The 26,381-nt window shown below is 34.0% G+C and carries 25 protein-coding genes; 22 read left to right on the top strand and 3 right to left on the bottom strand.

The genetic code is table 11. From position 1 onward, the window contains the following. Positions 1-274 precede the first annotated feature (274 nt). The 4 genes from BUA73_RS08840 to BUA73_RS08825 all read left to right on the top strand — a co-directional run bounded on the left by BUA73_RS08840 (position 275) and on the right by BUA73_RS08825 (position 4,102). Positions 275-1,420 carry an ABC transporter substrate-binding protein gene (locus BUA73_RS08840; RefSeq protein ID WP_072903769.1) on the top strand — a complete coding sequence of 382 codons (1,146 nt, stop codon included), beginning with the start codon at positions 275-277 and terminating at the stop codon, positions 1,418-1,420. 62 nt (positions 1,421-1,482) lie between these two features. Next, positions 1,483-2,319, top strand: coding sequence for an ABC transporter permease (locus BUA73_RS08835; protein ID WP_072903768.1), 837 nt, complete (start codon positions 1,483-1,485; stop codon positions 2,317-2,319). A gap of 10 nt (positions 2,320-2,329) precedes the next feature. Further along, positions 2,330-3,079 (top strand): ABC transporter ATP-binding protein, encoded by a 750-nt coding sequence (locus tag BUA73_RS08830; protein ID WP_072903767.1) that lies wholly within the window; start codon positions 2,330-2,332, stop codon positions 3,077-3,079. A gap of 153 nt (positions 3,080-3,232) precedes the next feature. Beyond that, positions 3,233-4,102 (top strand): DMT family transporter, encoded by an 870-nt coding sequence (locus BUA73_RS08825; protein ID WP_072903766.1) that lies wholly within the window; start codon positions 3,233-3,235, stop codon positions 4,100-4,102. 43 nt (positions 4,103-4,145) lie between these two features. On the opposite strand, the gene BUA73_RS08820 is transcribed toward BUA73_RS08825, so the two are convergent. Continuing rightward, positions 4,146-4,520 carry a metal-dependent transcriptional regulator gene (locus BUA73_RS08820; protein WP_072903765.1) on the bottom strand — a complete coding sequence of 125 codons (375 nt, stop codon included), beginning with the start codon at positions 4,518-4,520 and terminating at the stop codon, positions 4,146-4,148. 165 nt (positions 4,521-4,685) lie between these two features. On the opposite strand from BUA73_RS08820, the gene BUA73_RS08815 reads away from it, so the two are divergent. The 7 genes from BUA73_RS08815 (at position 4,686) to BUA73_RS08785 (ending at position 13,542) form a co-directional block, all read left to right on the top strand. After that, positions 4,686-6,368, top strand: a complete 1,683-nt coding sequence (locus BUA73_RS08815) for a methyl-accepting chemotaxis protein (RefSeq protein WP_072903764.1) — start codon at positions 4,686-4,688, stop codon at positions 6,366-6,368. Between the two features lie 217 nt (positions 6,369-6,585). Further along, positions 6,586-7,824 carry an AI-2E family transporter gene (locus BUA73_RS08810; protein WP_072903763.1) on the top strand — a complete coding sequence of 413 codons (1,239 nt, stop codon included), beginning with the start codon at positions 6,586-6,588 and terminating at the stop codon, positions 7,822-7,824. A 90-nt stretch (positions 7,825-7,914) separates the two neighbouring features. Continuing rightward, the gene (gene galT, locus BUA73_RS08805) at positions 7,915-8,895 is read left to right on the top strand and encodes a galactose-1-phosphate uridylyltransferase (protein WP_072903762.1); all 981 of its coding nucleotides are present in this window, start codon (positions 7,915-7,917) and stop codon (positions 8,893-8,895) included. A gap of 19 nt (positions 8,896-8,914) precedes the next feature. Beyond that, a complete protein-coding gene (locus BUA73_RS08800; RefSeq protein ID WP_072903761.1) occupies positions 8,915-10,084 on the top strand; it encodes a galactokinase in 1,170 nt (389 codons plus the stop codon). A gap of 163 nt (positions 10,085-10,247) precedes the next feature. Beyond that, entirely contained in the window at positions 10,248-10,697 is a 450-nt protein-coding gene (locus BUA73_RS08795; RefSeq protein WP_072903760.1) for a GNAT family N-acetyltransferase, read from the top strand. Further along, the gene (locus BUA73_RS08790) at positions 10,697-12,319 is read left to right on the top strand and encodes a MutS-related protein (RefSeq protein ID WP_084672175.1); all 1,623 of its coding nucleotides are present in this window, start codon (positions 10,697-10,699) and stop codon (positions 12,317-12,319) included. The genes BUA73_RS08795 and BUA73_RS08790 overlap by 1 nt, the downstream gene beginning before the upstream one ends. A 74-nt stretch (positions 12,320-12,393) precedes the next feature. Next, on the top strand, positions 12,394-13,542 hold the full coding sequence (locus tag BUA73_RS08785) for an aminotransferase class V-fold PLP-dependent enzyme (protein WP_072903759.1): 1,149 nt from the start codon (positions 12,394-12,396) through the stop codon (positions 13,540-13,542). 67 nt (positions 13,543-13,609) lie between these two features. On the opposite strand, the gene BUA73_RS08780 is transcribed toward BUA73_RS08785, so the two are convergent. Further along, a complete protein-coding gene (locus tag BUA73_RS08780) occupies positions 13,610-14,494 on the bottom strand; it encodes a hypothetical protein (protein WP_072903758.1) in 885 nt (294 codons plus the stop codon). A gap of 139 nt (positions 14,495-14,633) precedes the next feature. On the opposite strand from BUA73_RS08780, the gene BUA73_RS08775 reads away from it, so the two are divergent. Continuing rightward, positions 14,634-16,052 (top strand): hypothetical protein, encoded by a 1,419-nt coding sequence (locus BUA73_RS08775; RefSeq protein ID WP_072903757.1) that lies wholly within the window; start codon positions 14,634-14,636, stop codon positions 16,050-16,052. An 84-nt stretch (positions 16,053-16,136) separates the two neighbouring features. Then, on the top strand, positions 16,137-16,394 hold the full coding sequence (locus BUA73_RS08770) for a putative Se/S carrier protein (protein ID WP_072903756.1): 258 nt from the start codon (positions 16,137-16,139) through the stop codon (positions 16,392-16,394). Positions 16,395-16,456: 62 nt separating this feature from the next. Here BUA73_RS08770 and BUA73_RS08765 read toward each other — a convergent pair whose 3' ends face one another. Next, the gene (locus BUA73_RS08765) at positions 16,457-16,840 is read right to left on the bottom strand and encodes a hypothetical protein (RefSeq protein WP_072903755.1); all 384 of its coding nucleotides are present in this window, start codon (positions 16,838-16,840) and stop codon (positions 16,457-16,459) included. A gap of 183 nt (positions 16,841-17,023) precedes the next feature. On the opposite strand from BUA73_RS08765, the gene BUA73_RS08760 reads away from it, so the two are divergent. From BUA73_RS08760 to BUA73_RS08720, 9 genes are read left to right on the top strand one after another with little or no spacing between them, the layout of a single operon-like run. Continuing rightward, complete coding sequence (locus BUA73_RS08760) at positions 17,024-17,695, top strand: sugar transferase (protein WP_072903754.1); 672 nt, start codon at positions 17,024-17,026, stop codon at positions 17,693-17,695. 2 nt (positions 17,696-17,697) lie between these two features. After that, the gene (glf, locus tag BUA73_RS08755) at positions 17,698-18,837 is read left to right on the top strand and encodes a UDP-galactopyranose mutase (RefSeq protein ID WP_072903753.1); all 1,140 of its coding nucleotides are present in this window, start codon (positions 17,698-17,700) and stop codon (positions 18,835-18,837) included. Next, on the top strand, positions 18,806-19,591 hold the full coding sequence (locus tag BUA73_RS08750; RefSeq protein WP_072903752.1) for a DUF4422 domain-containing protein: 786 nt from the start codon (positions 18,806-18,808) through the stop codon (positions 19,589-19,591). The genes glf and BUA73_RS08750 overlap by 32 nt, the downstream gene beginning before the upstream one ends. A 3-nt stretch (positions 19,592-19,594) precedes the next feature. Beyond that, the gene (locus tag BUA73_RS08745; RefSeq protein ID WP_072903751.1) at positions 19,595-20,731 is read left to right on the top strand and encodes a CDP-glycerol glycerophosphotransferase family protein; all 1,137 of its coding nucleotides are present in this window, start codon (positions 19,595-19,597) and stop codon (positions 20,729-20,731) included. Positions 20,732-20,757: 26 nt separating this feature from the next. Next, positions 20,758-21,465: a 2-C-methyl-D-erythritol 4-phosphate cytidylyltransferase gene (gene ispD / locus BUA73_RS08740; protein WP_072903750.1), complete on the top strand. Its 708-nt coding sequence runs from the start codon at positions 20,758-20,760 to the stop codon at positions 21,463-21,465. Positions 21,466-21,475: 10 nt separating this feature from the next. Beyond that, positions 21,476-22,561, top strand: a complete 1,086-nt coding sequence (locus tag BUA73_RS08735) for an alcohol dehydrogenase catalytic domain-containing protein (RefSeq protein WP_072903749.1) — start codon at positions 21,476-21,478, stop codon at positions 22,559-22,561. An 11-nt stretch (positions 22,562-22,572) separates the two neighbouring features. Beyond that, positions 22,573-23,583 carry a glycosyltransferase family 2 protein gene (locus tag BUA73_RS08730; protein ID WP_072903748.1) on the top strand — a complete coding sequence of 337 codons (1,011 nt, stop codon included), beginning with the start codon at positions 22,573-22,575 and terminating at the stop codon, positions 23,581-23,583. Then, entirely contained in the window at positions 23,573-25,117 is a 1,545-nt protein-coding gene (locus BUA73_RS08725) for a lipopolysaccharide biosynthesis protein (protein ID WP_072903747.1), read from the top strand. Before BUA73_RS08730 ends, BUA73_RS08725 begins: the two co-directional genes overlap by 11 nt. Further along, positions 25,117-26,376, top strand: coding sequence for an O-antigen ligase family protein (locus tag BUA73_RS08720; protein ID WP_072903746.1), 1,260 nt, complete (start codon positions 25,117-25,119; stop codon positions 26,374-26,376). The genes BUA73_RS08725 and BUA73_RS08720 overlap by 1 nt, the downstream gene beginning before the upstream one ends. Positions 26,377-26,381: the final 5 nt, after the last annotated feature.

The raw sequence follows: 26,381 nt of genomic DNA, 5'->3' as shown, positions 1-26,381 counted from the left end.
CCCCCTTATAAAGTAACATAAAACAAATTATTTCAACAATTATATTATCGTATTAAATAATCAATACTTAATGAAAGCATTATTTGTAAATATGAAATATTCCCTTAATAAACTGTTAAGATAAAATGAATTTTTATTGATTTGATATAGAAATATCCGATAGACAATTTTAAATCAATTATATATTTGTATTGTACAAATGTTTTTTCCTTGTATACAATATTCTGTGGGACATGTTGTCGAAATATATATTAATATGTAAGGAAGTGTAGACATGAAGAAAAAAATATTAGCATTGATCACTTGCGCAGTGTTGGCTTTGACTACGTTAACAGGCTGTGGCAAAACTGTGGAAAGCGGAAAAACACCAGCAAAAGGCGAAAATACAGCAACAGAAAAGTTGCCAGAACTAACCATTGCATGGGGAAATGAATTACATACAGGCATACTAAATGTATTAGGACCAAAGGCAGAAGATTTTAAAAAGCAGGGAGTATATTTAAATCCATTGTCAGATGATAAGTATGAGCTTATTGAAAATGGTAAGAAACTAGCTATTATGAATTACATACCTACAAAGGGTGGTTCTGAAACTGCAAATATGCTAAGTCAGAAAAATCTTGATTACGGTTTGTGCTCTAGTACTGCAATAATGAGCGCTGTGGACAATGGTGCAGCAGTAAAACTAATAACTCCTTTCCAAAGTAATGGAATAGCTCTTGTTTTTCCACCAAAATCAAATTTGAAATCATGGGAAGATGTTAAAAAGTACATAGTAGAATCAAAAACACCAGTGAAGATAGGATACCACTCACCAGTTAGTGCTCCAAGAATTGTTATGGAAGCTGTATTGAAAAATGAGGGAATTAAAGTAACTGAGGATCCAAGTGATTCAACTGCACAGGTTATATTAGTGGATCTAAAGGGAAGTAGCAACCTTCTACCATCTCTTGCTAGTAAACAAGTAGATGCATGGGTAGGACCATCACACCATCCAGAAGCAGCAGAGGATAAGGGTGTTGGTGAAATTGCAATTACACTTAAAAATTTCCCACCTGTTGGATCTTGGGATGATTTCCCTTGCTGTTCATTGGGTGCAAGAACAGAAGTTGTAGAGAAAAATCCAGAAGCTACAAAGGCATTGATAAAGCTTCTTGGAAACTTAGGCCATTACGCTGATGAACATAAAGATGAAGTGGCAAAAATATTGTCACAAAAAATAGGTGTGTCAGAAAATGCTATTAATAAGTGTGAAATAAAGTATTTTACAACACCATCAGAAAAATGGTACAACGGAATAAATGTATATGTTAAAGCATTAAACGAAATGGGCAAGTTCTCAGGCGAATTAAAGGGTAAATCCTTTGATGAAGTAAAAGAAAAGGCTTTTGATTTTAGTTGCTTAGAACAAAGTAAATAGATAACGCATATTTAAGCCTTTCTATGCTCATGGCATTGAAAGGCTTTTTTAAGGAGAGAAAGATGAAAGAAAACATTAAAAAGTTTTTAATAGGCTTAATCGTGCCAGTGATATTTGTGATTCTTTGGGTTATAGCATCAAATAGAATTGAAAATCCCATAGTGATGCCATACATTAGCAAGGTAATGGAGAACTTTGGACATGCATTTGATAACTTTATAGGCCTTGGCTCTATTCCCAAAAATATAGCAGTTAGTCTTATAAGGGTGCTTTCAGGCTATATTGTGGGTGTTGTAATAGCTTTGCCTTTAGGAGTACTAATGGGATACAGAAAGACTATAAATCAGTTGTTTTCAAATTTTATCAATGTTTTTAGACCAGTGCCTCCAATAGCGTGGGTGCCTCTTGTGCTAGCCTGGTTTGGTGTAGCTAGTGTATCTACGGTTCTTGGAATACAAGGTGGAAATCTACAAGCATATCTTAATAATTTCAAATTTTCTATGATGTTCATAATTGCATTGGGAACTTTTTTCCCAGTTATAACAAATACAATATTTGCAGTGAGTTCAGTGCCTAAAACTCTAGTAGAGTCTGCCAAGGTGCTTGGTGCAAAAGAAAACCATATATTTTTCAAAATACTTCTACCCGCTGCTGCTCCCACTATAATAAATGGTCTTAGAACTGGTCTTGGAACTGCATGGGCTTGTCTTGTTGCGGCAGAGATGTTGCCAGGAAGTTTGTCAGGAGTAGGATACCTTATTACCCATGCATATGAATTAGGAAGAACAGACCTGGTGGTGACTGGCATGATATGCATAGGTGCCATTGGTGCTTTGCTGGATGGCATATTCAGGTTTGTAGAACATAAGTATTTTTCATGGCAAGGTAAGGGAAAATAGGAGGTAGGGCATGAAGGAATTTATTAAAATAAATAATCTTACAAAGGTATTTAAAACAAAGGAAAATTTCCAGGTAAAGGCCTTGGAAGACATCAATCTCAGTGTGGATGAAAATGATTTCATTTGTATTGTAGGGCCATCAGGCTGTGGTAAATCTACGTTGCTTAGAATAATAGCAAGTTTAGAAACTGCCACTGAAGGAGAAGCTTTATACAAAGATAAAAAGATTGATAAGCCTACTTCGGAAATAGGAATGGTATTTCAGAACTACTCCTTGTTACAATGGAGAACTGTAATAGACAACATTAGCTTGGGATTGGAGTTTAAAGGGGTAGGGAAAAAAGAAAGAAGAGAAAAAGCAAGAGAGTATCTAAAGATAATAAATATGGAGAACTTTGAAAAAGCATATCCTTATGAATTGTCAGGAGGAATGCAACAGAGGGTTGCTATAGCTAGAGCTCTTGTAAACAATCCAGAGGTTTTATTAATGGATGAACCCTTTGGTGCTTTAGATGCCCATACTCGTATAATACTTCAAGAGGAATTGCTTAGAATATGGGATAGTCACAAGAAAACTATATTATTTGTAACTCACAGTGTGGATGAAGCAGTATATTTATCGGATAAAATAGTTGTTATGGGAAAAAATCCTGGTTGCATAAAGGAAATTATAAATGTAGAAATAGACAGACCTAGAGATAGAGCCAATCCTGAATACGGAAAACTAACTTCTAGAATATTGAAAATGCTGGAGCCATAATCTGGTGAATAGGAAAATATAAAATAAAAAGGCGAAAATAATAATTTGTTTTCGCTTTTTTTTGCATATTTACTGGCCTTGTTAAATAATACAAAGACAACTATAATTAAAGAGTAACACAACAATATTTCGATTAGAAGAAAGTAGGGTATTATGAAAAAACAATTGAGTTGTAGGGTGAAGGGTATAATATATATAATAGTATCTGCATTTTTCTTTGCTCTAATGGGTGTTTTTGTGGCTTCGTCGGGGGATCTGCCCTCTGTGCAGAAAAGCTTTTTTAGAAATAGTATTTCTGTTATTGTGGCAGCGTTTCTTGTTATAAAAAAAGGTGAGAAAGTGACTTTAAATAAAAAGGGACTTGGATACCTTGTGTTGAGATCAATCTTTGGAACGGCAGGTATACTTTGCAATTTTTACGCCATCGACAATCTGCCATTAGCAGATGCATCCATGTTAAATAAAATGGCGCCCTTTTTTACTATAATCTTTAGTTATCTATTTTTAAAGGAAAAAATAAGCTTAAAACAGCTCCTCATCATCGCCATAGCTTTTGCTGGAAGTATGTTTGTGGTTAAGCCTACCTTTGCCAACACATCACTGATTCCATCGTTCATTGGACTAATGGGAGGCGTATGCGCCGGAGCAGCTTATACTATGGTTAGAAAGTTAGGGGAAAATAAAATATCTGGTCCTTTTGTAGTTCTGTTTTTTTCTACGTTTTCTTGTTTAACAACCTTACCAGTGATGATTTTAAAATATGAACCTATGACTACTAACCAAATTATAACCTTGATTATGGCGGGTGTATGCGCGTCCTTTGGTCAATTCTCCATAACTCAGGCATATTTCAATGCGCCGGCTAGGGAGATATCGGTATATGACTATTCTCAAATCGTATTCTCTGCTATGTTGGGAATTATAGTGTTTAGTCAAAGGCCGGATGTATTTAGTTTCATTGGGTATACAATCATAATTTCCATGGCAGTTATAATGTTTTTCTATAATAAAAATAATTCTTAACATAAAAATCAAGCGACTATTACCTACAAGGGGTAGCAGTCGCTTATTTTATAAGCTCGTTTTTAAAATATTTTTTTATGCACTCAAAGGTTTCATCACTGATTTCGTGTTCTATTTTGCAAGCGTCGCTTTCAGCTGTGTTTTCACTGACTCCTAAGGATATGAAAAACCTCCTTAAGTACTCGTGCTTATTGTAGATGTCGCTAGCTACCACGTAACCTTTGTTTGTAAGGGATATATATCCGTTGCAATCCATTTCTATGTAGTTGTCTTCTTTTAATTTTTTCATGGCTACACTAATACTGGATTTTTTATAACCAGTCTCGTTGACGATATCTATAGAGCGAACTTCGCCTATGCGCTCTTTTAAAATTAAAATAGTTTCAAGATAATCCTCCGAAGATTTATATATGGCCATTTTATTACCTCCTATTACATTGTATTATTAATATGCTAACATGAAATATTATATATTTCAAGGCTACAGAGGTCATTTTAAAAATTGAGAAAAATATAAATATGAATATAAAGAAAAGGTTATCATTGGACGATAATTTAATATTACTTACAAGGAGGAACTTCTATGAACAATTTTTTCAAGAATCTCAAGATTAGCAAAAAGCTTAATTATATTTTAGGCATAATATTTGTGGCCTTTATGATAGCTTTTGCTTATGCGGAGGTATCAATATACAATCTACATAAAAAGGCACAGTATTTTTATGATGTAACATATAAAAACAATACAACTATGGAACAAGTATCTAAGGAAACAGCACAACTTAATGTGACTATTATAAAGGCTTTGGCAAATAAAGAGGTTTCTATATGCAAAAATGACATAGTGGAGAGCAACAAGTACCTATCTAACATAAAAGAGAAATTATCCTTTCTTGAAAAAAATTCTGAAAACCCTAAGTCGCTAGATAAAATAAACAAAAATATGGAAAAACTTTACAAAAGCGTCGAGGAAATATTGACAAGTGTAAACAAGGATGATATAGATGGTGCAAAGGATTTATACTATAATAGTTTTTCGCCAGACTACGGAGTTGTTGATGGCTATGTCAACACCTTTACAATACAGGGAAAAAAGGCGGCGGATGAAGCGTATCAAAGCATCACAAATACTAAAATAATGGCATATATAGTTCTTACTATCTTTGGAACAGTGGGAGTCATAATCTCTGTAATCATGTCCATTGTGTTTAAAAAATCTATTTGCAAACCATTGTATGAAATCTCTCAAGCAGTTAAGGAAATGGAAAATGGAAATTGCAATGTTATGATTAACTATGAATCTAAGGACGAAGTAGGGGAAATGGCCTATAGCTTAAAAACCACCTTTAACTTCTTGAATAGAATTATCAATGACGAAAAGTATTTATTGCAGGAAATATCTAATGGAAATTTTAATGTTCAATCTGAACTTAGGGAGTACTACAAAGGTGATTTTGCTCCTTTACTTGAATCTGTGGATAAAATCACAGAGGAATTGTCAAATACTATGAAGGATATATTGAGAAGCTCAGAATTGGTTCTTAACGGATCTGAACAAATATCTAGAACATCTCAAACCTTGTCACAGGGTGCTATAAATCAAAGTGAATCTATAGAAAATTTAAATGAAAGTTTTGATGATATATTAAAGCACGTAAATGAAAATCAGGATAGTGCTAGAGATGCCTATGAGTTAGCTACGAATACAGGATACGATTTGGAAACTGAGAAGATAAAAATAAGGGAGTTAGTAGAGGCTATAGACCATATTACCGTTGCTTCAAGCAATATTGGAAATGTCATAAAAACTATTGAAGCAATTGCAAAACAAACAAATCTTCTTGCATTAAATGCAGCTATTGAGGCTGCCAGTGCAGGGGAATCAGGCCGAGGATTTGCTGTTGTGGCAGATGAAATCCGAAAGTTAGCAGAAAATACATCCATGGCAACTAAAAGCACTGAGGCATTAATTGAAAACTGTATATTGGCATCGGAAAATGGAAAGAAAATTACAGAAGAGACAGTTGAGATTATGGAAAAAGTAACAAATGGCTCTAAACAGTCCATAGAGTTAATGCAAAACATCGCTCGAGCTTCAGAACAACAAGCGGCGTCAATTAATCAGGTTTCAGTTGGAATAAATGAGATAGCCAGTGTAGTGGAAGACAATACAGCCACATCTGAAGAAAGTGCGGCTGCAAGTCAGGAGCTTAATTCTCAAGCAGAAACTCTTTTCTCTTCTATCAGTAGATTCAAGCTTAAGTAGATTTAAACTAAAGTAGATTAAATAGGAGAAAATGAAGTTGAAATGGGGTAGTTTTATATACAATTTTTTAGTATAATTTAGTTGTGATAGAACTACGTATGTTGCAGCGTAAATATTCATAAATAAACTAGGAGGAGTTACATTAAAACTGGCAATGTTATAGGGCCTTAAATTGCATTCAGTCTCTATAAGTTTTACGTAACAGAATTTAAATAAATTGAACAAAGGTAATTATAAAAAGTACCTCAAAATTGCATTAGTTTGTTTTTTTGTTTTGGCACTTAGCATATTATTTTTCTTCTCCATATTCAAAATAAAGGATGTGCATTTTGCCTTTGAAAGGTTGATGAGAATATTAAGACCTTTTATTTATGGGGGAGTCATAGCATACCTTCTTATACCAGTGTGCAATTATATTTGGAGGAAGTCAGAACAACTCACAGTTAAAGTAATAAAGTCAAAAGAAAAGAGACAGAGATTTAATAAGAGTATAAGTATATTTTTAAGTATACTTTTTGGTTTAGCTATGGTTGTCACATTGTTATACCTTGTGATTCCACAGGTTTACACAAGTATCATGAGGATTTTGCAGGACTTACCTTACAATGTAAACCAGCTTATAGAGTGGGTTCAAGGAATATTGCAAAGAAATCCAACAATAAACGGATATGTAGAAAAGTTCGGACAGAGCATGAATATAAATTTTCAGGATTGGCTGGAATCCACTATAATTCCCAATTTTAAATCACTGTTAAGTGGATTTTCCATCGGTGTGTTTGGGTTTGTGAATTTCATAAAGGATGCTTTTGTTGGGATAATTGTGGCTATATACATCTTAAGCAATAGAACAAAATTTGCGGCACAGGCAAAAAAAGTATTATATAGCTGCTTCAATTTAAACAAAGCCAATGCAATTCTAGAGGAAATGAGATTTGCAAACAAGATGTTCAGTGGATTTGTAAACGGCAAAATATTAGATTCCCTTATAATAGGAGTTATTTGTTTTGTGTTTATGTACTTTGCTAAAATGCCTTATGCTATGCTCATCAGTGTTATTGTGGGAGTTACAAACATTATACCTTTCTTTGGACCTTTTATCGGAGCTATACCTTCTGGCTTGATAATACTTATGGTAAATCCAGAAAAATGTTTGTATTTTATAATCTTTATACTCATACTTCAACAATTTGATGGGAACATACTTGGCCCTAAAATTTTAGGAGATTCCATAGGTGTGGACAGTTTTTGGGTGCTATTCTCCATATTGCTTTTTGGCGGTATTTTTGGGTTTACAGGAATGGTACTAGGTGTTCCAACCTTTGCAGTTATTCAGGATATAATAAAAAAATTAATAAATAGTTCCTTAAGGAAAAAAGAGCTATCTACAACACGAGATACGTATAATAATCTAGATAAAATTGATGAAGAGAATAAATATCACTATTTTAATGATTAAACTAATATTTACTGTTGTTATTCCATATGGTATAATAACAGTAAATTTATTATGTTATAGAAAAGGTTTTCTGTTTGGAGGTAAATAATTATGGCAGAGTTAAGATATAATCCACTATTAGGCGATTGGACCATGGTGGCATCTCATAGACAAAATAGGCCACAGATGCCAAAGGATTGGTGTCCTTTTTGTCCCGGATCTGGAAAAGTTCCAGAGGATTTTCAGGTTTATAAATACGACAACGATTTTCCAGCGCTAAGTCAAAATCCACCTATACCAGATAGCGTAGGCAGTGATTTTTATACCACCAGGGAAAGCTATGGAAAGTGCGAAGTCATACTATACTCAAAGGAGCACAATGCTGTACTCAGCGAATTACCGTTGCCGCATGTGAGAAAGCTTGTGGATTTGTGGTGTGAAAGATATGAAGAACTGGAAAAGGACGAAAAAATAAAGTATATTTTTCAATTTGAAAACAGAGGAGAAGAGGTAGGCGTAACTATGCCCCATCCCCATGGACAAATATATGGTTATTCAGTTATGCCTCTTAAAATTAAGACAGAGCTAAATAACTGCAGAGATTACTATGAAAAGAATAATGAATGTTTAATATGCAGGATGAACAAAGAAGAACAGGATTTTAAGCAAAGGGTTATCATGGAAAATGATGATTTTGTGGCTTATCTTCCCTTTTTCACCGATTACCCCTATGGAGTTTTCATAAGTGCAAAAGCACATTATTCAAAAATAACAGACTTTAAGGATTCCGTAAAGACATCCTTTGCAGATATTATCCGCAAGATGTCGGGGACTTTTGATGCACTGTTTGATAGAAGATTTCCATATATGATGTGCATTCACCAGGCACCTGTAAACTCACCAGAGTACGGGAATTACGATGATTACTATCATTTTCATGTGGAGTTTTATCCACCTTTAAGATCTAAGGATAAAATAAAGTACAATGCATCTTCTGAAACCGGAGCTTGGGCAGCGTGTAATCCAAGAGCCGTGGAAGAAACTGCGGAAGAACTGCGAGAAGCATACGAAAAGTTTTTAAGGAAAATATAAGTATAAGGGGAATTACAAAATGAATTTAGATCAATTAGTAGATAGATTTGAAGAGCTTTATGGAGAAAATAAAGAAACAATTTCCGGATTTAGTTCTCCAGGCAGGGTAAACTTAATCGGAGAACATATAGATTACAATGGAGGCCTTGTGTTTCCATGTGCCCTGGAATTTGGAACCTTTGGTATTGTTAGAAAAAGAAAAGACAACCTTGTAAGGCTGGCTTCAACGAATTTTGAGCTCGCTGTGGACTTTAACATTGACCAAATTGAGTACAAGGAAGAAGATGATTGGGCCAACTATCCAAAGGGTGTCATAAAAACTTTAAAGGATGCAGGTTATAAGGTAGGGGGCATGGAGCTGCTTATAAGTGGAGACATACCAAATGGAGCGGGACTATCTTCTTCGGCTTCTTTAGAGGTTCTAGTAGCGTATATAATTAATGTGTTATTCAACGATTGCAGAATTAGTCTTGTGGACCTTGCAAAATTAAGCCAGAAGGCTGAAAATCAGTTTGTGGGGGTAAATTGTGGGATAATGGATCAATTTGCTGTAGCCATGGGTATGGAGAAAAAAGCCATACTTCTAGATTGCAATACTTTAGAGTATAAGTATGCCCCTGTGGATCTTAAAGATTACTCTTTAGTGCTTATGAACACAAACAAGAGAAGGGCGCTGAATGAGTCTAAGTACAATGAAAGAAGAAGTGAGTGTGATAGAGCCCTTGAAATAATTTCAAAGGAAAAACCTATAAAGTATCTTTGTGAAATTACAGAGGATGAGCTAAGTAAATGTGAAGCTCTATTAGATGAAAAGGTTCTTAAAAATAGAGTTCGCCACGTGGTTATGGAAAATATAAGGGTTAAAGAAGCCTTTAAATGTCTTCATGAGGGTGATATCATCAAGTTCGGTCAGCTTCTTGTAGAATCTCACAATTCTCTTAGAGATTTGTACGAAGTTACGGGAAGAGAGCTAGATGTTATTGTAGAAGAAGCATTAAAGATAAAGGGGTGCATTGGCGCAAGAATGACAGGCGCTGGTTTTGGAGGATGTGCCTTAGCCATTGTAAAAAAGGATAACCTTGAAGAATTCGGGAAAAATATGATAGAAAACTACAAAACTATCATTGGATATGAGCCGGAGTTGTACCTAAGCGATATTGGCGATGGTGTTCTACAAATAAAACTATAATAAAATACAGACTTGAATTTTGAACTACAAAAATATTTTAATAATAGTTTTGTAGTTCTTTTTGCTATAAAAATAATATGATTTCTTTTGATAATGTTAAATTAAATAATAAAATTTGGTATAATAGTATGGTCAGTATTATTTTAATTAAGGGAGGCTCATAATGGATTGGAGAATAGATAAACTGTCAAATCTTGAAAAACATGATATAGATCGAATTTTTGAAATAAGGACGAAGGTGTTCGTAGAGGAACAAAAATGTTCATCTCCTGATAGGGATAATAAGGATGATGATGCATATCACTTGTTTTTGATGAATTACGTGAGTGGGGAGATCATAGCGTATTTGAGAATATTGGAGAGGGGAGTTGCCTACGGAGAAGTGTCCATTGGTAGATTGCTTGTGAACCCTTCATACAGAAGAAGAGGATACGCTAGAGAAGCTATACATAAGGCCTTTGATTTCATAATGTATAATTTGGGTGAAAGCTCCATAAGAATAAGTGCGCAAGAGCATCTTGTGGAATTTTATGAATCAGAGGGATTTAGAAAAACTTCAAGTGTGTATATTGAGGAAAATATACCTCATATTGAAATGTTAAGAGAAAGGTAGTGAATGATAATATGGGTATATTTGGCGAAGAGAAAAATATGGAGAAAATCCGAAAAAGTTGGAGAAAGGAGAGCAAGATAAAAAGAAATTTTAAAAGCATACGTTCTTTATTTGATATATTAAAGGGAAGAGAGTTATTGGACTTCTATATTGACGACAATACCTTTGAGGACCTTAACTTAGAACAAGTGTTTTGCAAGATAGATAGAAACCAAACTACCGTTGGACAACAGGTTCTATATAGTATGCTTAGAACTCCTTTGATGGAAGAGGATAAGCTTAAGGAAAGAGATAAGAAAATAAGATTTTTTCAGGAAAAATACAATGAGAGAATGCAAGTGCAACTAGAGCTTTCTAAAATAGGAAAGAATAAAAATGATGTATTTGATATGCTATGGGATGATTTCAAAGATCAAAGCGCCATAAGGTACCTATTTTATTTATTGCCTTTGATGAACTTTATGGCAATTATATGGCTGATATTTTCCGGTTTTAGCATAAATAAATTGCTGCTCATACTTACACTGGTGGTTGTGGATATAATGTTTCACTATAAAACTGAGGTCACGTTGTCTACATACATGGAATCTATGAAATACCTTGGATACCTTATAAGTGGGGCTGGTAAGCTTGGGAAAATCAAAGTAGACGAACTTAAGGTATATACAGAGCCTCTAGCTACTTCCGCTAAAAAGTGTGAAACTGTAAGAAAAAAAGCTGCAGCTATGAGCATGAAAACGGGAAATGATTTCATAGACTCCTTTTTAGAATACATAAATATTATCACTTTTATGAAGGAAAGAGCCTTTTACTCTGTTATAAAAGAACTTAACAAATTAAATGTAAAAGAGGAATTGAAAAATATTTACTTTAACATAGGTGAACTGGATGCTCTTATTTCCATAGCATCCTACAGAGAAGGAATGGAGCAAGATAAGTATTGCGTGCCACAGCTGAAAAACAACGGAAGGTACATCAATGCAAAAGGAATTTACCATCCTATGTTAGAAAATCCAGTACCCAATGATATAACCATGGATGAAAGAGGTATAATCCTTACAGGTTCAAATATGGCTGGAAAATCTACATTTTTAAGGACCATAGGGGCCAACGCGGTTATGGCTCAAACTATTTGTACTTGTAATGCAAAATCGTATGAATCCTCTTATTTTTACACCTTAAGTTCCATAAGTCCTGAAGACAATTTATTAAGTGGAAAGAGTTATTACTATGGAGAGGTTGAGGGCATACTCAGGATCATAAAGAAGTGCAATGAAGAGATGCCAGTATTAGCTCTTATTGATGAAATATTCCGAGGCACAAATCCTGTGGAGAGAGTAAGTGCAGCAACGGAAATATTAAGTTACTTAGACAAAAATAATGCCTTAGTATTGGTGGCTACTCACGATTTAGAGCTGACAAAGTTATTGAATGATAAGTATGAATGTTATTACTTTAGAGAAGACGTGAAGGAAAATGAATTTATATTTGATTACCTTATAAAAAAAGGTGTATCACCAACACGTAATGCCATAAGAATATTAAAACACATTGGATATCCAGATGAAATCGTTGACAACGCAGAAAAGAGAATTGCAATGGGAGAGAATATAATCAAATAGTATAGAAAAGTAGTACCTATTATAGCCTACATTAATATTATATAATTATAACTTATGTTAAAAGGAGTGATTATGTGATATATCTTGATAATGGTGCCACAACTTATCCAAAGGCACCCAATGTAGGACGAAAGATGAGAGAGTATATAGAAAAGTATGGTGTCAACGCTGGTAGGGGCAGCTATAAATTATCTGAAATTGTTGAAGAGAAGATTTTAGAGACTAGACTACTTATAAAAGAATTGTTTAATATAGATAACCCTTCAAATATATTTTTTACAAGTGGTGCTACGGAATCTATTAACACGGCTATACAGGGAGCCTTAAAAAAGGGTGACCACGTTGTCACCACAGCCATAGAACACAATGCAGTTTTAAGACCTATAAAGTTTATGGAACAAATGGGAGTCACCAATACTATTGTACCTGTAAATGAGCTAGGGGAACTCAATATGGTAGATTTAGAAAGGGCCATTAGGGAAAATACCAAGCTTATGGTGGTGAACCACGTATCTAACGTATTGGGAACTATCCAGGATATAAAGGATATAGGTCGATTGTGCAAAAAACACGGCATAATATTTATGGTGGATGCAGCTCAAAGTGCTGGAAAGCTGAATATAGATGTAAAGGAAGAGAATATAGACATTTTAGCGTTCCCAGGTCACAAGGGTCTTTTAGGACCTCAGGGAATAGGCGGGCTGTATATAAGTGAAAGTGTATGTGATATTGTAAATCCATTAAAAATGGGTGGCACGGGTAGTAATTCACTGGAATTGATTCAACCTTCCATGGTGCCAGATAAGTTTGAAAGCGGAACTCTCAATATTCCCGGCATAATAGGACTTTGTGAAGGTATTAAATTTATTAAAAAAGAAACGCCTGAAAGAATAGATAAAAAAGAAAATGAATTTATAAAATACCTTGTAAGGGAACTGGCAAAACTCAGCTATGTGAAGATTTACGGTGATATAAGGGCTAGAAGAGCAGGTGCCCTAGCCATAAATATTGATTATATGGAACCTTCAGAGGTGGGGACTGCTTTAAATAAAAGGAATATAGCCGTTAGAACTGGATACCATTGTGCGGCCATGATCCACAAGTGTATAAACACAGAGAGACAGGGTGTAGTTAGGGTGACTCCGGGGTATTTTAATACCATGAAGGATATGGAACGCTTTGTGGAAGCTATAAAGGATATTTACGAGGAAGTATTTTATTGAAGAGAGTGTTAAGTTTCATTTAAAAGATAAAAAAAGAGGCTCTGCTAAAAGCAGGGTCTCTTTTTGGTTACTCATTAGTTGGAGTTGCTAAAGGCGCTTTCTCTCCCCTCTGTAATAATGGGGTTGAAGAAACACAATCAAACACTGAGAAGTCTATAGGTGGATAGAATGGTCCTGGTGCAGTGTTTAAACACTGAATGCAAGGACAAGTATCTGCTGAGGAAGAACAAGTTTTGCCAGTGTTATAGAATCCATAGAATGGTATAAGAATCTGAGATTCTAATTCAACTTTTATCATCAACGTATAACAGATGTTAAAGTATGCTGTAACATCTACTTTATCGTTGCCTTGGCCACCACCACCACCACCGCCGGTTGGTTCATAAATGAAGTAAGCACCTGAATTTGCAATATCAGGTAATAAAACGATTTTAAAAGTTGGAGATGATAAGGAGTTAGGGGAACTATTTGTTGAAACAGAAATTTGTGAAACATTAGAAGGATAATCCAACAACACCGTCTCTGTTAAGTTACTTATAGTAATGGTTTCGGACTCGGAGTCTGCTCCTAGAAAAACTTCTGCTATAAATTCAAGTTCATAGTTAATAGTTACAGATTTTTGGGTAGATGACACAGTAGTGCTTGATACACTGTTTATTGTGACTTTGAAATCTCGAAAACCTCTAAAATTAACAGGTGTACCAACTGCAACGTTCTTAAATTCAGCGGTTAATCCAGAAACAGCTGTGTAGGAATGTTCCGGACATATAGGGGTCGCTCCTAGTATTCTTGGATCCTCTTCGTCTAGTAAACATTTTTTTATAAGGCATTGATCGTATACTACGGGAACTTCTATAGCTATAACCTGTTGATATTGTTCAAAACCTGTATATTGGGGTAGTTCTGTAATGTCTATAGGACATTTTATTTCTGAAATTGGCATAAGTGCCATAATTGTAGCCTCCTTAAAAATATAATATTCATCTATTACATAATATGAAAATATACATTATATGTGAGATAAAATCATATTTTTTTTGCTCAAAGAATATATTGTAATAGGAAAATCATAGGGTGAAGGTGATAGCGGTATGGAGAAGTATATACGAGTTTACAAAGAAGATTGTATGTATACCTTTGAAAAAAATCAAGAAAAGGAACTTGTACTATATGTAGATAATACAAAGGATGCTTTAAAATCATTTACAAAGAATATGGGTAGGGACATAGAAGAGATAAGCGTCTACGTGGAGGACAGTAGAAGTATATATATGCTATTTAGACAAGGAGAGGATTTGAAATGTAGCATATTGCAAGATGAAAATATAAATACGGGCATACTGTATTCCTACTATTCAGGTAATTATAAGATATGCAATGCCCATATGTTCATTGAAAGTGGAAATATAAATATAATAGCCATCTTGAAAAATAATTCTAACAAAGTAAAAAATGTACTTATTCATTACATATACGAAGAAGAATCGGTGAAGAAAAATGTACTACACAGCCTGAATAAGGCACTTAGGTACAAGCATTGTGTAATGGATAATAATTTCCAAGAAATTGGCCTTTATTATGTGGATAAGATGTTTAGCAAAAACTACATCTTCTATAGAGGCTACAAATCTCAGCTGTGGAGCGATGAAATAAAGCTGTTAAATGTAAGAGGCGAGATTGAGAGTTTAGATGTAAAGAAAAAGCATGGATTTACCATTGTGGCTATGGTGGAACACGTTGCATCCATATGGTCAGTTAGAATTGTAATTTTAGATAAGGAACTAAAATTGACAAAGCAGAAAATTCATCATAGTATCCATAAAATAGAAAAAATTGATATCATAGAACAAGAGGAAATGTACGCTGTTTGGAGGGAAAATAAGTCCATGCTCACTACAACGCCCCTTTGCAGTGTAAACAACATTGATATATTGAAATTTGAAAATATGAATTTCACTGTTTGCGAGAGCTATGTTGTAGAAAAATTCTGCATAAAATGCAAAAAAGAATCCCTTAAAAGAGGTGTGAGTGGTATTATGGAAAATTTAGATATTAAGACATTGATAGAAAACAAAGTGAATGACAGTGCGGACAATGAGAGAAATTTAGAGGATAAGCCTGAAGAAGAATGCTCTGAGGAAATAAGAAAGGCCATAGAGGGAAATGTGGAAAATTTAAAAAATAGCATTATAAATAAACAGAATATGGTTTTAGATAAAATAAAGTCATATGACATAGAAAAAGATGCCATAGAAAATTATCTAAGTGAACTAAATATAATAAAGTCACAAAAGGATAGGTTAGAAGAAGAGCTAATGGAGAGCAACAGGATAATAGAATCTTACGAACAAACTATAAAAAATAATGATGATGTGATACAAGGTAAGAATAAAATAATCCAAGATGCAGAAGCTAAAGTTAAGGAAAAGGAAATTATAATAGAGGAATTAGAAGATGAACTTCAAGAAGAATTGGAAAAAGGATTCTTTAGGCGTCTGTTTAGGTTGTAAAGTAATCACCTGATATGCTTGTATGGAATATAATAATTAAGGCAGAACTATTCACAAACATTAATAATACAAGGAAGTGCAATTATGGAAGAAAAGTATTTGGCTGTTTTTGCATCCTATACCCATACAAGCATGCTCAATCGAAAGTTAAGGGATATGAAGGTGGAATCAGAGATTATTTCTACGCCCAGCAAAATATCTGTAGGCTGTTCTAGATCTGTTAAATTTAATGCTAGCGATTACAACACAGTAATTCAAATCATTAATCAGAACAACCTGAGCTGCAGAGGCATATTTGGTAAGGTAACTTACAAAGGTTATATTACCTATGTTTTTGTATAATATTTTGCATTTGTAAAGAGCCGAAGTTTTAAGCTTCAGGCTCTTTGTTTTTATACGCATATTTAAGGTGTCATGTTGTTTTCAGGCAATAATGTATTTAACAAAGTATCTAAAAAATCATTGTTATTTTCAAGTGCCGCAAGGGTTTCCATCAAAGACTCTACACTTTGCTTTTCCGACAAACTCAGCCTTTGCTCTAGGCTACTGTAAAGGGAGGATAATTTAAGGTATTTTTCAGATAACTCTTCTTTTGTCTCTATTAGTTTATTGATTATGGACTTTTGTTCTTTTAACTCTTCTATTAATTTTATGGATTTTGCACCAGTTTTATTTACTTTATTTCCCGGCTTAATTTTAGGAGGTGTAAAGATACTTATGTTGTCCGCATAGTCTAGAAAATTATTTATGTCTTCTTTTGGAATGACATATAAATCTGATTTTGACATATTTAGCTCCTTAAGAATTGTTTGTTGTAATAATTATATGAGAAGGTTACAGAAATTATTATAAATGGTATAATGAATTATTATGTGATATAATAATTTTATCTGATGGCTAGCTGTTGTAACAATTCCTTATACTTATGAGGAAGATAACAACGGACACGCTGTGCATAGGAGGAAACAAAAATGGTTGGAATAGACACAGATAAAAACGAGATTACTCGTGATGAATATATTCAGTGCGAAAAGAGTTTCATGTATTATTTTGTTAAGAGATTGGTGGATATTGTAGGATCCATAGTAGGAATTTTGCTTCTTAGCCCAGTGTTTTTCATTCTAGCTATCATTGTAAAGCTAGATTCTAAGGGTCCAGTGTTTTTTGCTCACAAAAGATTAGGCTATAGAGGCAAGATAATTAAGGTTTACAAGTTTAGAACCATGGTACAGGATGCAGAGGATCTCATCGAGAAGCTTCCAGAGGATCAAAAGGAAGAATTTAAGAAGAACTTTAAACTGGAAGATGATCCGAGAATAACGAAAATAGGCGGTTTTTTGCGTAAAACCAGTCTAGATGAGCTACCACAACTTCTAAACATTTTAAAAGGTGATTTAACCATAGTTGGACCGAGACCTATTGTAGAAAAGGAAATAGAACTATACGGAAAGTATGGTCATAAGCTTTTAAGCGTAAAACCAGGACTTACGGGTTATTGGCAAGTTAATGGAAGAAGCGACACTACATATGAACAGAGAGTTCAACTGGATATGGAATATATAGATAGACGAAATTTATTGCTTGATTTTACTATAATTTTAAAGACTTTCGTGGAAGTCTTTAGGGGACGAGGAGCAAAATAGGTATGAAGAAGTATGATTATTTAGTGGTAGGTGCTGGGCTTTTCGGGGCTGTATTTGCACACGAGGCTGCTAAGTATGGGAAAAGTTGTATAGTTATTGATAAAAGAGATCATGTTGGCGGGAACGTGTATTGTGAGGAATTTCAAGGGATACAAGTTCATAAATATGGAGCACATATTTTTCATACAGATGATGAAGAAATCTGGAATTACGTAAATAAAATTGTTAAATTTAATAACTTTATAAATTCGCCCATAGCAAACTACAAGGGAGAGATATACAATCTCCCTTTTAATATGAACACCTTTAATAAATTGTGGGGTGTTGTTACACCAGAAGAGGCAAAGGAGAGAATTGAAAGCCAAAAAAAAGCATACAACTGTGTTGATATATGCAATTTAGAACAACAGGCTATTTCTCTTGTGGGTACGGATATTTATGAAAAGTTAATTAAAGGTTATACTGAAAAACAATGGGGAAGACCTTGTAGCAAGCTTCCTTCTTTTATAATAAAGAGAATACCAGTTAGGTATACTTACGACAACAATTACTTTAATGATAAATATCAAGGCATACCTGAGGGTGGTTATACAAAGCTTATCCAAGGGCTCTTAAAGGATGCTGACGTTTTTCTAAATACGGATTTTCTAAAGGAAAAAAATTTGTACGAAAATGTGGCAGACAAGATTATATACACAGGTATGATAGACGAGTATTATGGTTATAGATTTGGACATCTTCAATATAGAAGTCTTAAACTAGAGGAAGAAGTTATTTCGAAGGAAAATTATCAGGGAAATGCAGTGGTGAACTACACTTCTTCAGATGTTCCATACACAAGAATCATCGAACACAGGCATTTTCAAAAAGAATGTCACAGCAGCTGCACTGTAATAACAAGGGAATACCCACTAGAATGGACACCGGGAGAGGAACCTTATTATCCAGTATTAGATGATAGGAACAAAGAAGTATACGAAAAATATAGAGCATTGGCAATGGGGGATAAACATATATTGTTTGGTGGCAGACTTGGGGAATACAAGTATTATGACATGCACAAGGTCATAAAAGAAGCTTTAAAAATGGCTAAAGGAGAGCTTATAGGTGATGGATATAAAAATCTTGGTAGCTACACATAAGAAGTATGACATGCCCAAGGATAATATGTATATACCGCTTCACGTGGGTTGCCAGGGTAAACAGAAACTTGGCTATATGGGGGATAACACTGGAGATAATATTTCAGATAAAAACCCAAACTATTGTGAACTAACTGGGCTTTATTGGGCGTACAAAAATCTAAAATGTCAATACATAGGATTGTGTCATTATAGAAGGTATTTTACTCTAAAATCTCCATGGAAGAGATTCTTTCATAGAAATAACAAGTTGTCCTTCATTTTAAATAAATCAGAGACGGAAAGTCTTTTAGAGAATTACGATATTATTTTGCCTAGAAAGAGACACTATTACATAGAAACTGTAAGATCTCATTATGACAATGCCCATAATGGTAGTGATTTAGAAAAAATTTACAATATTCTCAAAAGTGATTATCCAGAATATGTGGAAAGTTATAATAGGATAATGGACGGTGGAAGCCTTCACCTTTACAATATGTTTGTAATGAAAAAGGAGAATTTTGACGAGTACTGTTCTTGGCTCTTTCATATTCTGTTTAAACTTGAGAAAAATATTGACTTATCCACCTACGATGAGTATCAGAGCAGAGTCTTTGGCTTTTTAAGTGAAAGGTTATTCAATGTATGGTTAGATTACAAGAGTATGAACTATGCTGAAATACCAATATTGAATATGGAAAGAGTTCATTGGGTGAAAAAAATCATTGCATTTTTAAAACGCAAGTTTGCAAATAAACTTAAGAAGGAATAATATATGAAACAAATTGTATTTTTTATTGCATCTATTGCATTCAACTTGCTTAAGGTGTTTCCAGTAAAAAAGAGAAGAATAATTATGGAATGTGATTATGGCAAAGGCTTTTATGGAAACCTATTGTATATATACAATGAGATGCAGCGTGAAAAACTAGATTATGAAATAATAATCCCTGTGAATAAAAATGTGGAGATTAACCAGGTTAAATTAGGGGAAAATACTAAAGTAGTAAAAACAAAGGGCTTCATGCATATGTTTTATTTAGCTACTTCCTCAATGTGGATAACCAATAACCATTACTACTTTTTTCTTAGAAAAAGGAAGAATACTCTTATGATAAACACTTGGCATGCCATGGGTGTATTTAAAACCTTTGCAATGGACTCGGCAAAGAGTCAACAGGAAAGAGAAAAATATATAATGGATAGCAAAAACATAGATTATCTTCTTGTAAGCTCTGACAAGGTAAAGGACATATATTCAAAGGCTTTAAATATTCCGGAGCAAAAGATTTTAGATATGGGCGTTCCTAGGACGGATCCTTTGTTTGACAAAGAGTACATAAGAAAAGAAAGGCTTAACTTTGAAGACGAGAACCCATGCTTAAAGGGGAGAAAGCTGATACTTTATGCTCCCACCTTCAGGGATGACGAGAAGGAATATTTCAATATGCAACTTGATCTTAGGGAAATGAAGCGACGATTAGGAACAGAGTATGGGGTGATTCTAAAAATTCATCCAATCATACGCCACCCCTTCAAGATAGAAGAAGAACTGAAGGATTTTGTTTATGACTTTTCAAAGCATAATATAAATGATCTCATGATCTCAAGTGATATGCTCATTACAGATTATTCTTCTGTGATTTTTGAATATGCACTTCTTGAAAAGCCAATGTTTTTCTATGCCTATGATTACCATAAGTATAAAGAAAATATAAGAGGCTTTTATTTTGATTATGAGGAGTTTATACCGGGAAAAAGGCTAAATACTACTGAGGAAGTTATAGAGGAAATAGAAAAGGTAGAAGATAAAAATTATGATATGGAGAACATAAGGAAATTTGCCAAGGAGTTCTGTCATTACACTGATGGAAAATCCAGCGAGAGATTTGTAAATAGATTTTTAAAGTAAATTTACTTTTACATTGGGAGGGTTCTATGAATATTGCAGTGATTTTAGCAGGCGGCAGTGGAACGAGAATGGGTAGCGATATTCCAAAACAGTTTATAGATATATATGGTAAACCACTTATAATACATACTATTGAGGCCTTCGATATAAATCCAGGTATCGATTATATTGCCGTCATGTGCAAACAGGAGTATAAAGAAGACTTAAAAATTTGGATAAGACAGTATGGCATTTCAAAGGTAAAGTGGATTTTAGATGGAGGAAGTACAAGACAGCAATCTGTATACAATTCCATAAAAGCCCTTACAGAATTTTGCAGCCAGGAAGATATTCTAGTTATTCACGACGCAGCAAGGCCTTTAATTGCACAGCGAATAATAGATGAAAATATTCAGGGAGCTTCAGAACATAAGGCTGTAGACACGGTAATACCAAGTGCAGACACTATAATAAAGAGCTTGGATGGTGACACCATTGAGGAAGTGCCTAGAAGGAAAGATCTATACTTAGGTCAAACACCTCAGAGCTTTACATTTTCACTTATAAAGGCAGCCCATGAATACGCTTTGCAGTGCCAAAATACGGATGCCACTGATGATTGCCAGCTTGTGTTAAAGTATGGACAAAAGGTTCACCTTGTAAAGGGCGATAAGATGAATTTCAAGGTTACTACTTTTGAAGATCTGCTTCTTTTAAAATCTATAATCAAGCTAGGTAAGCTTGAAATGAATTAGAGGTGATTTTATGCTTAGTAAAGGCTTTAAAATTGTATCACCTAAAACTTTTGAGATATACTATGAAGATGTGGAATTAAAAGAAGGATATGTTTTGGTGAAAATAGATTTTGCTGCCATATGTAAGGCGGACCTTAGGTATTTCCTTGGAAAGAGGCAGAAGAGAGTGCTTGGATTGAAATATCCCATGAGATTACTTCATGAGGCTACAGGTACAGTTATAAAAGATTATAGTGGGAAGTTTAAAATAGGAGATAGAGTTGTATTAGTTCCAAATATAGTACAGTGCCATGTAGATGGAAGTTGTCCTTTAGGTTATGAAAACCACATGGAAAAAGAGTGTTCTAAGTGCTATATAAAAAAACATGAGGAATTAGGAGAAAATTTCTGCCCTGTAGCAAAATTCGCTTCTAGCAATAAGGATGGCTTCTCCTGCGAGTATATATCTTTCCCGTCTAGTAACGTGATACCTATAGGTGATATAGAGCCTACCAAAGCTGTATTTGCCGAACTGACTTCTGTGGGCCTTGCCGCCATTAGGAGGATTAAAGAACCACTTTCTGACAAAACTGTGGCTGTATTTGGAGATGGCATTGTGGGCTATATAATAAGTTCCATAATAAGCAATACTACAAATTGCAAGGTAATTGTGGTTGGTAAGCATGAAGAAAAAATCAGTTTGTTTCCCTGCCATAGGCATTACATAGCTGAAGATGAACTGAAAATAGATGAAGAAATAGACATTGCTTTTGAATGTGTGGGATCCAAAGCGGCGGAGAGTGCCATAAATCAGATAATAGACAGGATTAAAATTGGAGGAACTGCTGTACTCACTGGTGTATCCGAGGAAAATATCATGATAAATACAAGAAAGATATTGGAAAAAGGCATCACCATAACAGGGACCACGAGAAGCAATGTAAAGGATTTTGAAAAAAGTATAGAGCTTATGAATAATTCAGGGTACAATTCCAGCCTTGAAAAATTAGTTCGTCAAGTTAGAACTATTAAGACTATAAGTGATTACTATTCCGTTTTTGAAGATGAAGCTAGAAATAAAAATATGGGGAAAATACTTATGGAATTCCATATTTAGGAGGCGTGTTTATGGAGGATAATCCTATAAAAATTTCTGTGATTATACCACTGTACAACGTGGAAAAATACGTGAAGGAAACTCTGTTATCCCTTATAAGCCAGAGTTTTAAAGCCTTTGAGCTAATAATAGTTGACGATGGTTCCACCGATAGAAGTGCAGATATATGTGAAAATATATTAAAGGAATCCTGTATATCTTATAAGATAATAAGAAAAAAAAATCAAGGTGTCAGCAAGGCGAGAAATATAGGGGTAGAAAACTCTTCAGGAGAATATATTTTCTTTTTAGACAGCGATGATTATATTTCTTCTACGGCTCTTATGGAGTTTTACAACAAAGCCATAGAGGATCAGGCAGAAGTGGTTTTTTGCGGCTATGAACATATAGACTACGAAAGCCAAAAAGTAATAAGGAAGTTAGATAGGTATATTGAAGAGCCCATGGGAGGACTGGAAGCGGCGGCGCTAATGGCTGGAGATAAATTTTGGATAAGTGCTATTTCAGGTTTTTATTTAAGGTCTCTAATAGTAGACAATAAAATAGTGTTCCCAGAGAATATTTGTTTTGGAGAAGATACAGTGTTTATTATAAAAGCACTTATGAACTCCAAAAGGGTAACTTGTGTGAAACAAGTGCTTTCTCACTATATCCGAAGAAAAAATTCTGTAACTAAAACTCCCAATGAAAGTTATTATAGCCTTTTTAATGCCAGCATGGAGATTTATAATTACAATGAAAGAAGCTATAAATCTCAAGATATACGAAAAGCCATGGTTGAATTTCAGATCCCTCACTCCATAATTAGAATATTTACTGCCCTTAGTACAAATTCTAAATGTAAAAGTGAGCTTATGGAATTTACTGGCCGTCAGGACATAAGAAGGTATTTGAAACAGTTTAAAATAAATGGTGTTAAAGCCAATATAAAATACAAGATATTTGCCGTAATGATACTTATTAATAGAAATTTGGCATACAATTTAGTACACTTTATAAAGGAAGTTAAAAATGGAAAATAAGGCAAGAACTAATTATGCAAAAAAAAATGTAGTATACAATGTGCTAACCTACGTGTTTTTAATGGTTTTGACTTTTGTCAGCAGAAAAGTCTTGCTAAGTGTGTTAGGAGATCAAATAGGCGGATTAGAGTCTTTTTTAAAGGAAGCGCTAAATTTCTTAAACCTGGTAGAATCAGGGGTGGGCACTGCTATTTTATTTGCTCTTTATAAGCCCTTTAAAGATAAAAATAGATCTGAAATAAAAAGCTTGGTTACTCTTTTTTCGAAGATATACAAAATATGTGGTACCGTAGTGCTAATTTCTTCAATTATACTGCTTCCTTTTTTAAAGTTCTTTATGAAACAGGGAGCCGAAGTCAATGGAAATTTAGATACTACATATATGCAAATATGCTTCATGCTGTTTGTTATAGACACTGTAATCACTTATTACTTTTCATACAAAATATGTCTTTTAAATGCAAGCCAAAATTTATACATAGTGACCTTTTGGGATTTTGTATGTAAATCTTTGAAAATATTTCTTCAGATATTAGTTATATATTCATTTAAGTCCTTTGTGATGTACATAGGATGCCAGATAATAACTAACATCCTATATTTGATCATCATAAATAAGATTATCAATAAAAAGTTTCAGTGGTTTAAGGAAGAGAAAATTATTGAAGTAAAATCTAAAAACAGCATACTTCGAAACATAAAAGCTCTCTTTCTACACAAAATAGGTGGTTTCGTAGTTTTCAGTACAGATAATCTTCTCGTAACTTACTTTTTTGGTTTAGTGAAAGTTGCGCTGGTACAAAACTACAATTTGATAATATCCTTTTGTAAAAATCTCATGAACAAGATATTTGAAGCCATAAGTCCAGGCATTGGTAATTTGCTAGTGGAAGGAGACAATAAAAGATCTTTTTTAGTATTTAAAAGGCTATTTTTCTTTAATTTTTGGATGTCTTCCTTTGTAACCATGTCCTTATACAATTGTATCGACTCATTTATAAGGCTGTGGATAGGCAAAAGGTACATTATGGATTCTAACATCGTAATTATAATCCTTGTGAATTTTTACATTAATACTATGAGGATGACTGCAGATAAGTTTAAGGAAGGCGCTGGGCTTTACTACGAAGACAGGTATGCGCCTATAGCAGAAGCCTTTATAAATCTTATATCTTCTATTATTTTAGCCAATAAAATAGGAATCTCCGGCATTTTCCTTGGAACCTTAATCAGCAACCTTTCAGTAGTATTTTGGCTTAAACCGAAAATCGTATTTAACAAGGTATTTAACAAGAGCTTTTTCCAATACTTAAAGTATTACCTTGCGTATACAATGTGTGCCGTGGTTCCGTTTTTACTTTGCAGTTTTTGCTTTAAATTAATTACTTTTAACAGCAATTTAATCAATCTTTTTTTCAGGATTATGATAAGCGTAATTGTAATCAACGGAAGTTACATTATAATGTTCTATAGAAAAGATGAATTTAAATATTATGTAAATACGCTTCTGAAAAAGGGCGTAGGGGGTTTATAATGATAAAATTAATGGATAATATTGCAAAGATAACTGAAAATAAGTTTAAAAATAAATACTTCCGATACGGCATACTGTTTGCCATGTTATTTTTTACTTCAGGTATAGCCCTTGGTGAGTACGCTGTTGTGAAGTTGATGAAGTACATATATTTTTCAGCGCTGACCTTTTTTGTAACTATTTATATTCTTAAGGATAAGCACTTAAGGGAAAAGCTTCTAGGCTTTAATGTACTGTTTTTGTCCGTAATGGCCTTTAGTATTTTATCTTCCATATGGTCTGTATACCACTTGGAAACCTTGAAAAATGCATATTTCCTTTGTATTACTACTATACCAGCTATTTATATTGGGATTACTTACGATAAGGAAGAATTTTTTCATATGATTTTCATTTGGTTCCTTGCATTGGGAATAATAAACTTGTATATATCCATTATAGGGCTTCCAGGCACAATACAGCTAGAGGAGATGAGATATGCCTTTAGACCAATCAAAGGATTGTTTAAACATAGAAATACTTTGGGCTTGTATTCTGTGCTTGGCGCAGGCATAAGTGTATGGATGTACATTAACAGTGAAAAAAATAAGAAAAGGCGAAAAATGTCTGTGGCTTGCATGGTAATTTGTCTAATGCTGATATATTTATCAAAAAGCATGACTTCACTGCTTCTTTTGCCAGTTATGATTTTTCTTGTGCTTGCTTGCAGAAACAGAAAGCTTGCGTCCATGACTTTAATTTTTATAATCCCTGGAATAATACTTATTTTACTTATCATAGTTACGTCGCCGCCATTTTATGTTAAAATATTAGAGAGAATGGGAAGAGATGCATCACTTACTAGTCGAAGTGTTATTTGGGATGGTGTATTGAGAGGCATAGTAGCTAAACCCTTCCTTGGCTTTGGATTTTCAGCCTTTTTAACTGCCAATGTATATGGCAAATGTTATATTAGAAATATATATGGATCCATACCCCCAAGTGCCCACAATGGATTTTTAGAACTTATGGTGGATTTTGGCGGATTGTGTACAATATTTATAATAGGGATGCTTATAATGACTTTAAGGAAAATGAAGAAGCTAAATTTGCATATAAAAGACAACAATTATTTATCTTTTATAATAAGTTTTGTGGTTTATGTTTTCTTGTTTAATCTTGTAGAGAGCCCAATAATAAAACAATTTTCAACAATTTATATTTTCCTTGTGGTATTTTCAAATATACTGCAAAGGGAAGAAAAAGAAAGTAGCTTGTAAGGAGA

This window comes from Hathewaya proteolytica DSM 3090, assembly GCF_900142225.1.
Classification (GTDB): Bacteria; Bacillota; Clostridia; order Clostridiales; family Clostridiaceae; genus Hathewaya; species Hathewaya proteolytica.
This window is presented reverse-complemented; position numbering and strand designations above follow the sequence as displayed.

Bases quoted from the DNA above. Each gene is read 5' to 3' on its own strand.
- BUA73_RS08840 (WP_072903769.1), top strand. From the start codon at position 275: ATGAAGAAAAAAATATTAGCATTGATCACTTGCGCAGTGTTGGCTTTG.
- BUA73_RS08835 (WP_072903768.1), top strand. From the start codon at position 1,483: ATGAAAGAAAACATTAAAAAGTTTTTAATAGGCTTAATCGTGCCAGTG.
- BUA73_RS08830 (WP_072903767.1), top strand. From the start codon at position 2,330: ATGAAGGAATTTATTAAAATAAATAATCTTACAAAGGTATTTAAAACA.
- BUA73_RS08825 (WP_072903766.1), top strand. From the start codon at position 3,233: ATGAAAAAACAATTGAGTTGTAGGGTGAAGGGTATAATATATATAATA.
- BUA73_RS08820 (WP_072903765.1), bottom strand. From the start codon at position 4,520: ATGGCCATATATAAATCTTCGGAGGATTATCTTGAAACTATTTTAATT.
- BUA73_RS08815 (WP_072903764.1), top strand. From the start codon at position 4,686: ATGAACAATTTTTTCAAGAATCTCAAGATTAGCAAAAAGCTTAATTAT.
- galT (WP_072903762.1), top strand. From the start codon at position 7,915: ATGGCAGAGTTAAGATATAATCCACTATTAGGCGATTGGACCATGGTG.
- BUA73_RS08800 (WP_072903761.1), top strand. From the start codon at position 8,915: ATGAATTTAGATCAATTAGTAGATAGATTTGAAGAGCTTTATGGAGAA.
- BUA73_RS08795 (WP_072903760.1), top strand. From the start codon at position 10,248: ATGGATTGGAGAATAGATAAACTGTCAAATCTTGAAAAACATGATATA.
- BUA73_RS08780 (WP_072903758.1), bottom strand. From the start codon at position 14,494: ATGGCACTTATGCCAATTTCAGAAATAAAATGTCCTATAGACATTACA.
- BUA73_RS08775 (WP_072903757.1), top strand. From the start codon at position 14,634: ATGGAGAAGTATATACGAGTTTACAAAGAAGATTGTATGTATACCTTT.
- BUA73_RS08770 (WP_072903756.1), top strand. From the start codon at position 16,137: ATGGAAGAAAAGTATTTGGCTGTTTTTGCATCCTATACCCATACAAGC.
- BUA73_RS08765 (WP_072903755.1), bottom strand. From the start codon at position 16,840: ATGTCAAAATCAGATTTATATGTCATTCCAAAAGAAGACATAAATAAT.
- BUA73_RS08760 (WP_072903754.1), top strand. From the start codon at position 17,024: ATGGTTGGAATAGACACAGATAAAAACGAGATTACTCGTGATGAATAT.
- glf (WP_072903753.1), top strand. From the start codon at position 17,698: ATGAAGAAGTATGATTATTTAGTGGTAGGTGCTGGGCTTTTCGGGGCT.
- BUA73_RS08750 (WP_072903752.1), top strand. From the start codon at position 18,806: ATGGATATAAAAATCTTGGTAGCTACACATAAGAAGTATGACATGCCC.
- BUA73_RS08745 (WP_072903751.1), top strand. From the start codon at position 19,595: ATGAAACAAATTGTATTTTTTATTGCATCTATTGCATTCAACTTGCTT.
- ispD (WP_072903750.1), top strand. From the start codon at position 20,758: ATGAATATTGCAGTGATTTTAGCAGGCGGCAGTGGAACGAGAATGGGT.
- BUA73_RS08735 (WP_072903749.1), top strand. From the start codon at position 21,476: ATGCTTAGTAAAGGCTTTAAAATTGTATCACCTAAAACTTTTGAGATA.
- BUA73_RS08730 (WP_072903748.1), top strand. From the start codon at position 22,573: ATGGAGGATAATCCTATAAAAATTTCTGTGATTATACCACTGTACAAC.
- BUA73_RS08725 (WP_072903747.1), top strand. From the start codon at position 23,573: ATGGAAAATAAGGCAAGAACTAATTATGCAAAAAAAAATGTAGTATAC.
- BUA73_RS08720 (WP_072903746.1), top strand. From the start codon at position 25,117: ATGATAAAATTAATGGATAATATTGCAAAGATAACTGAAAATAAGTTT.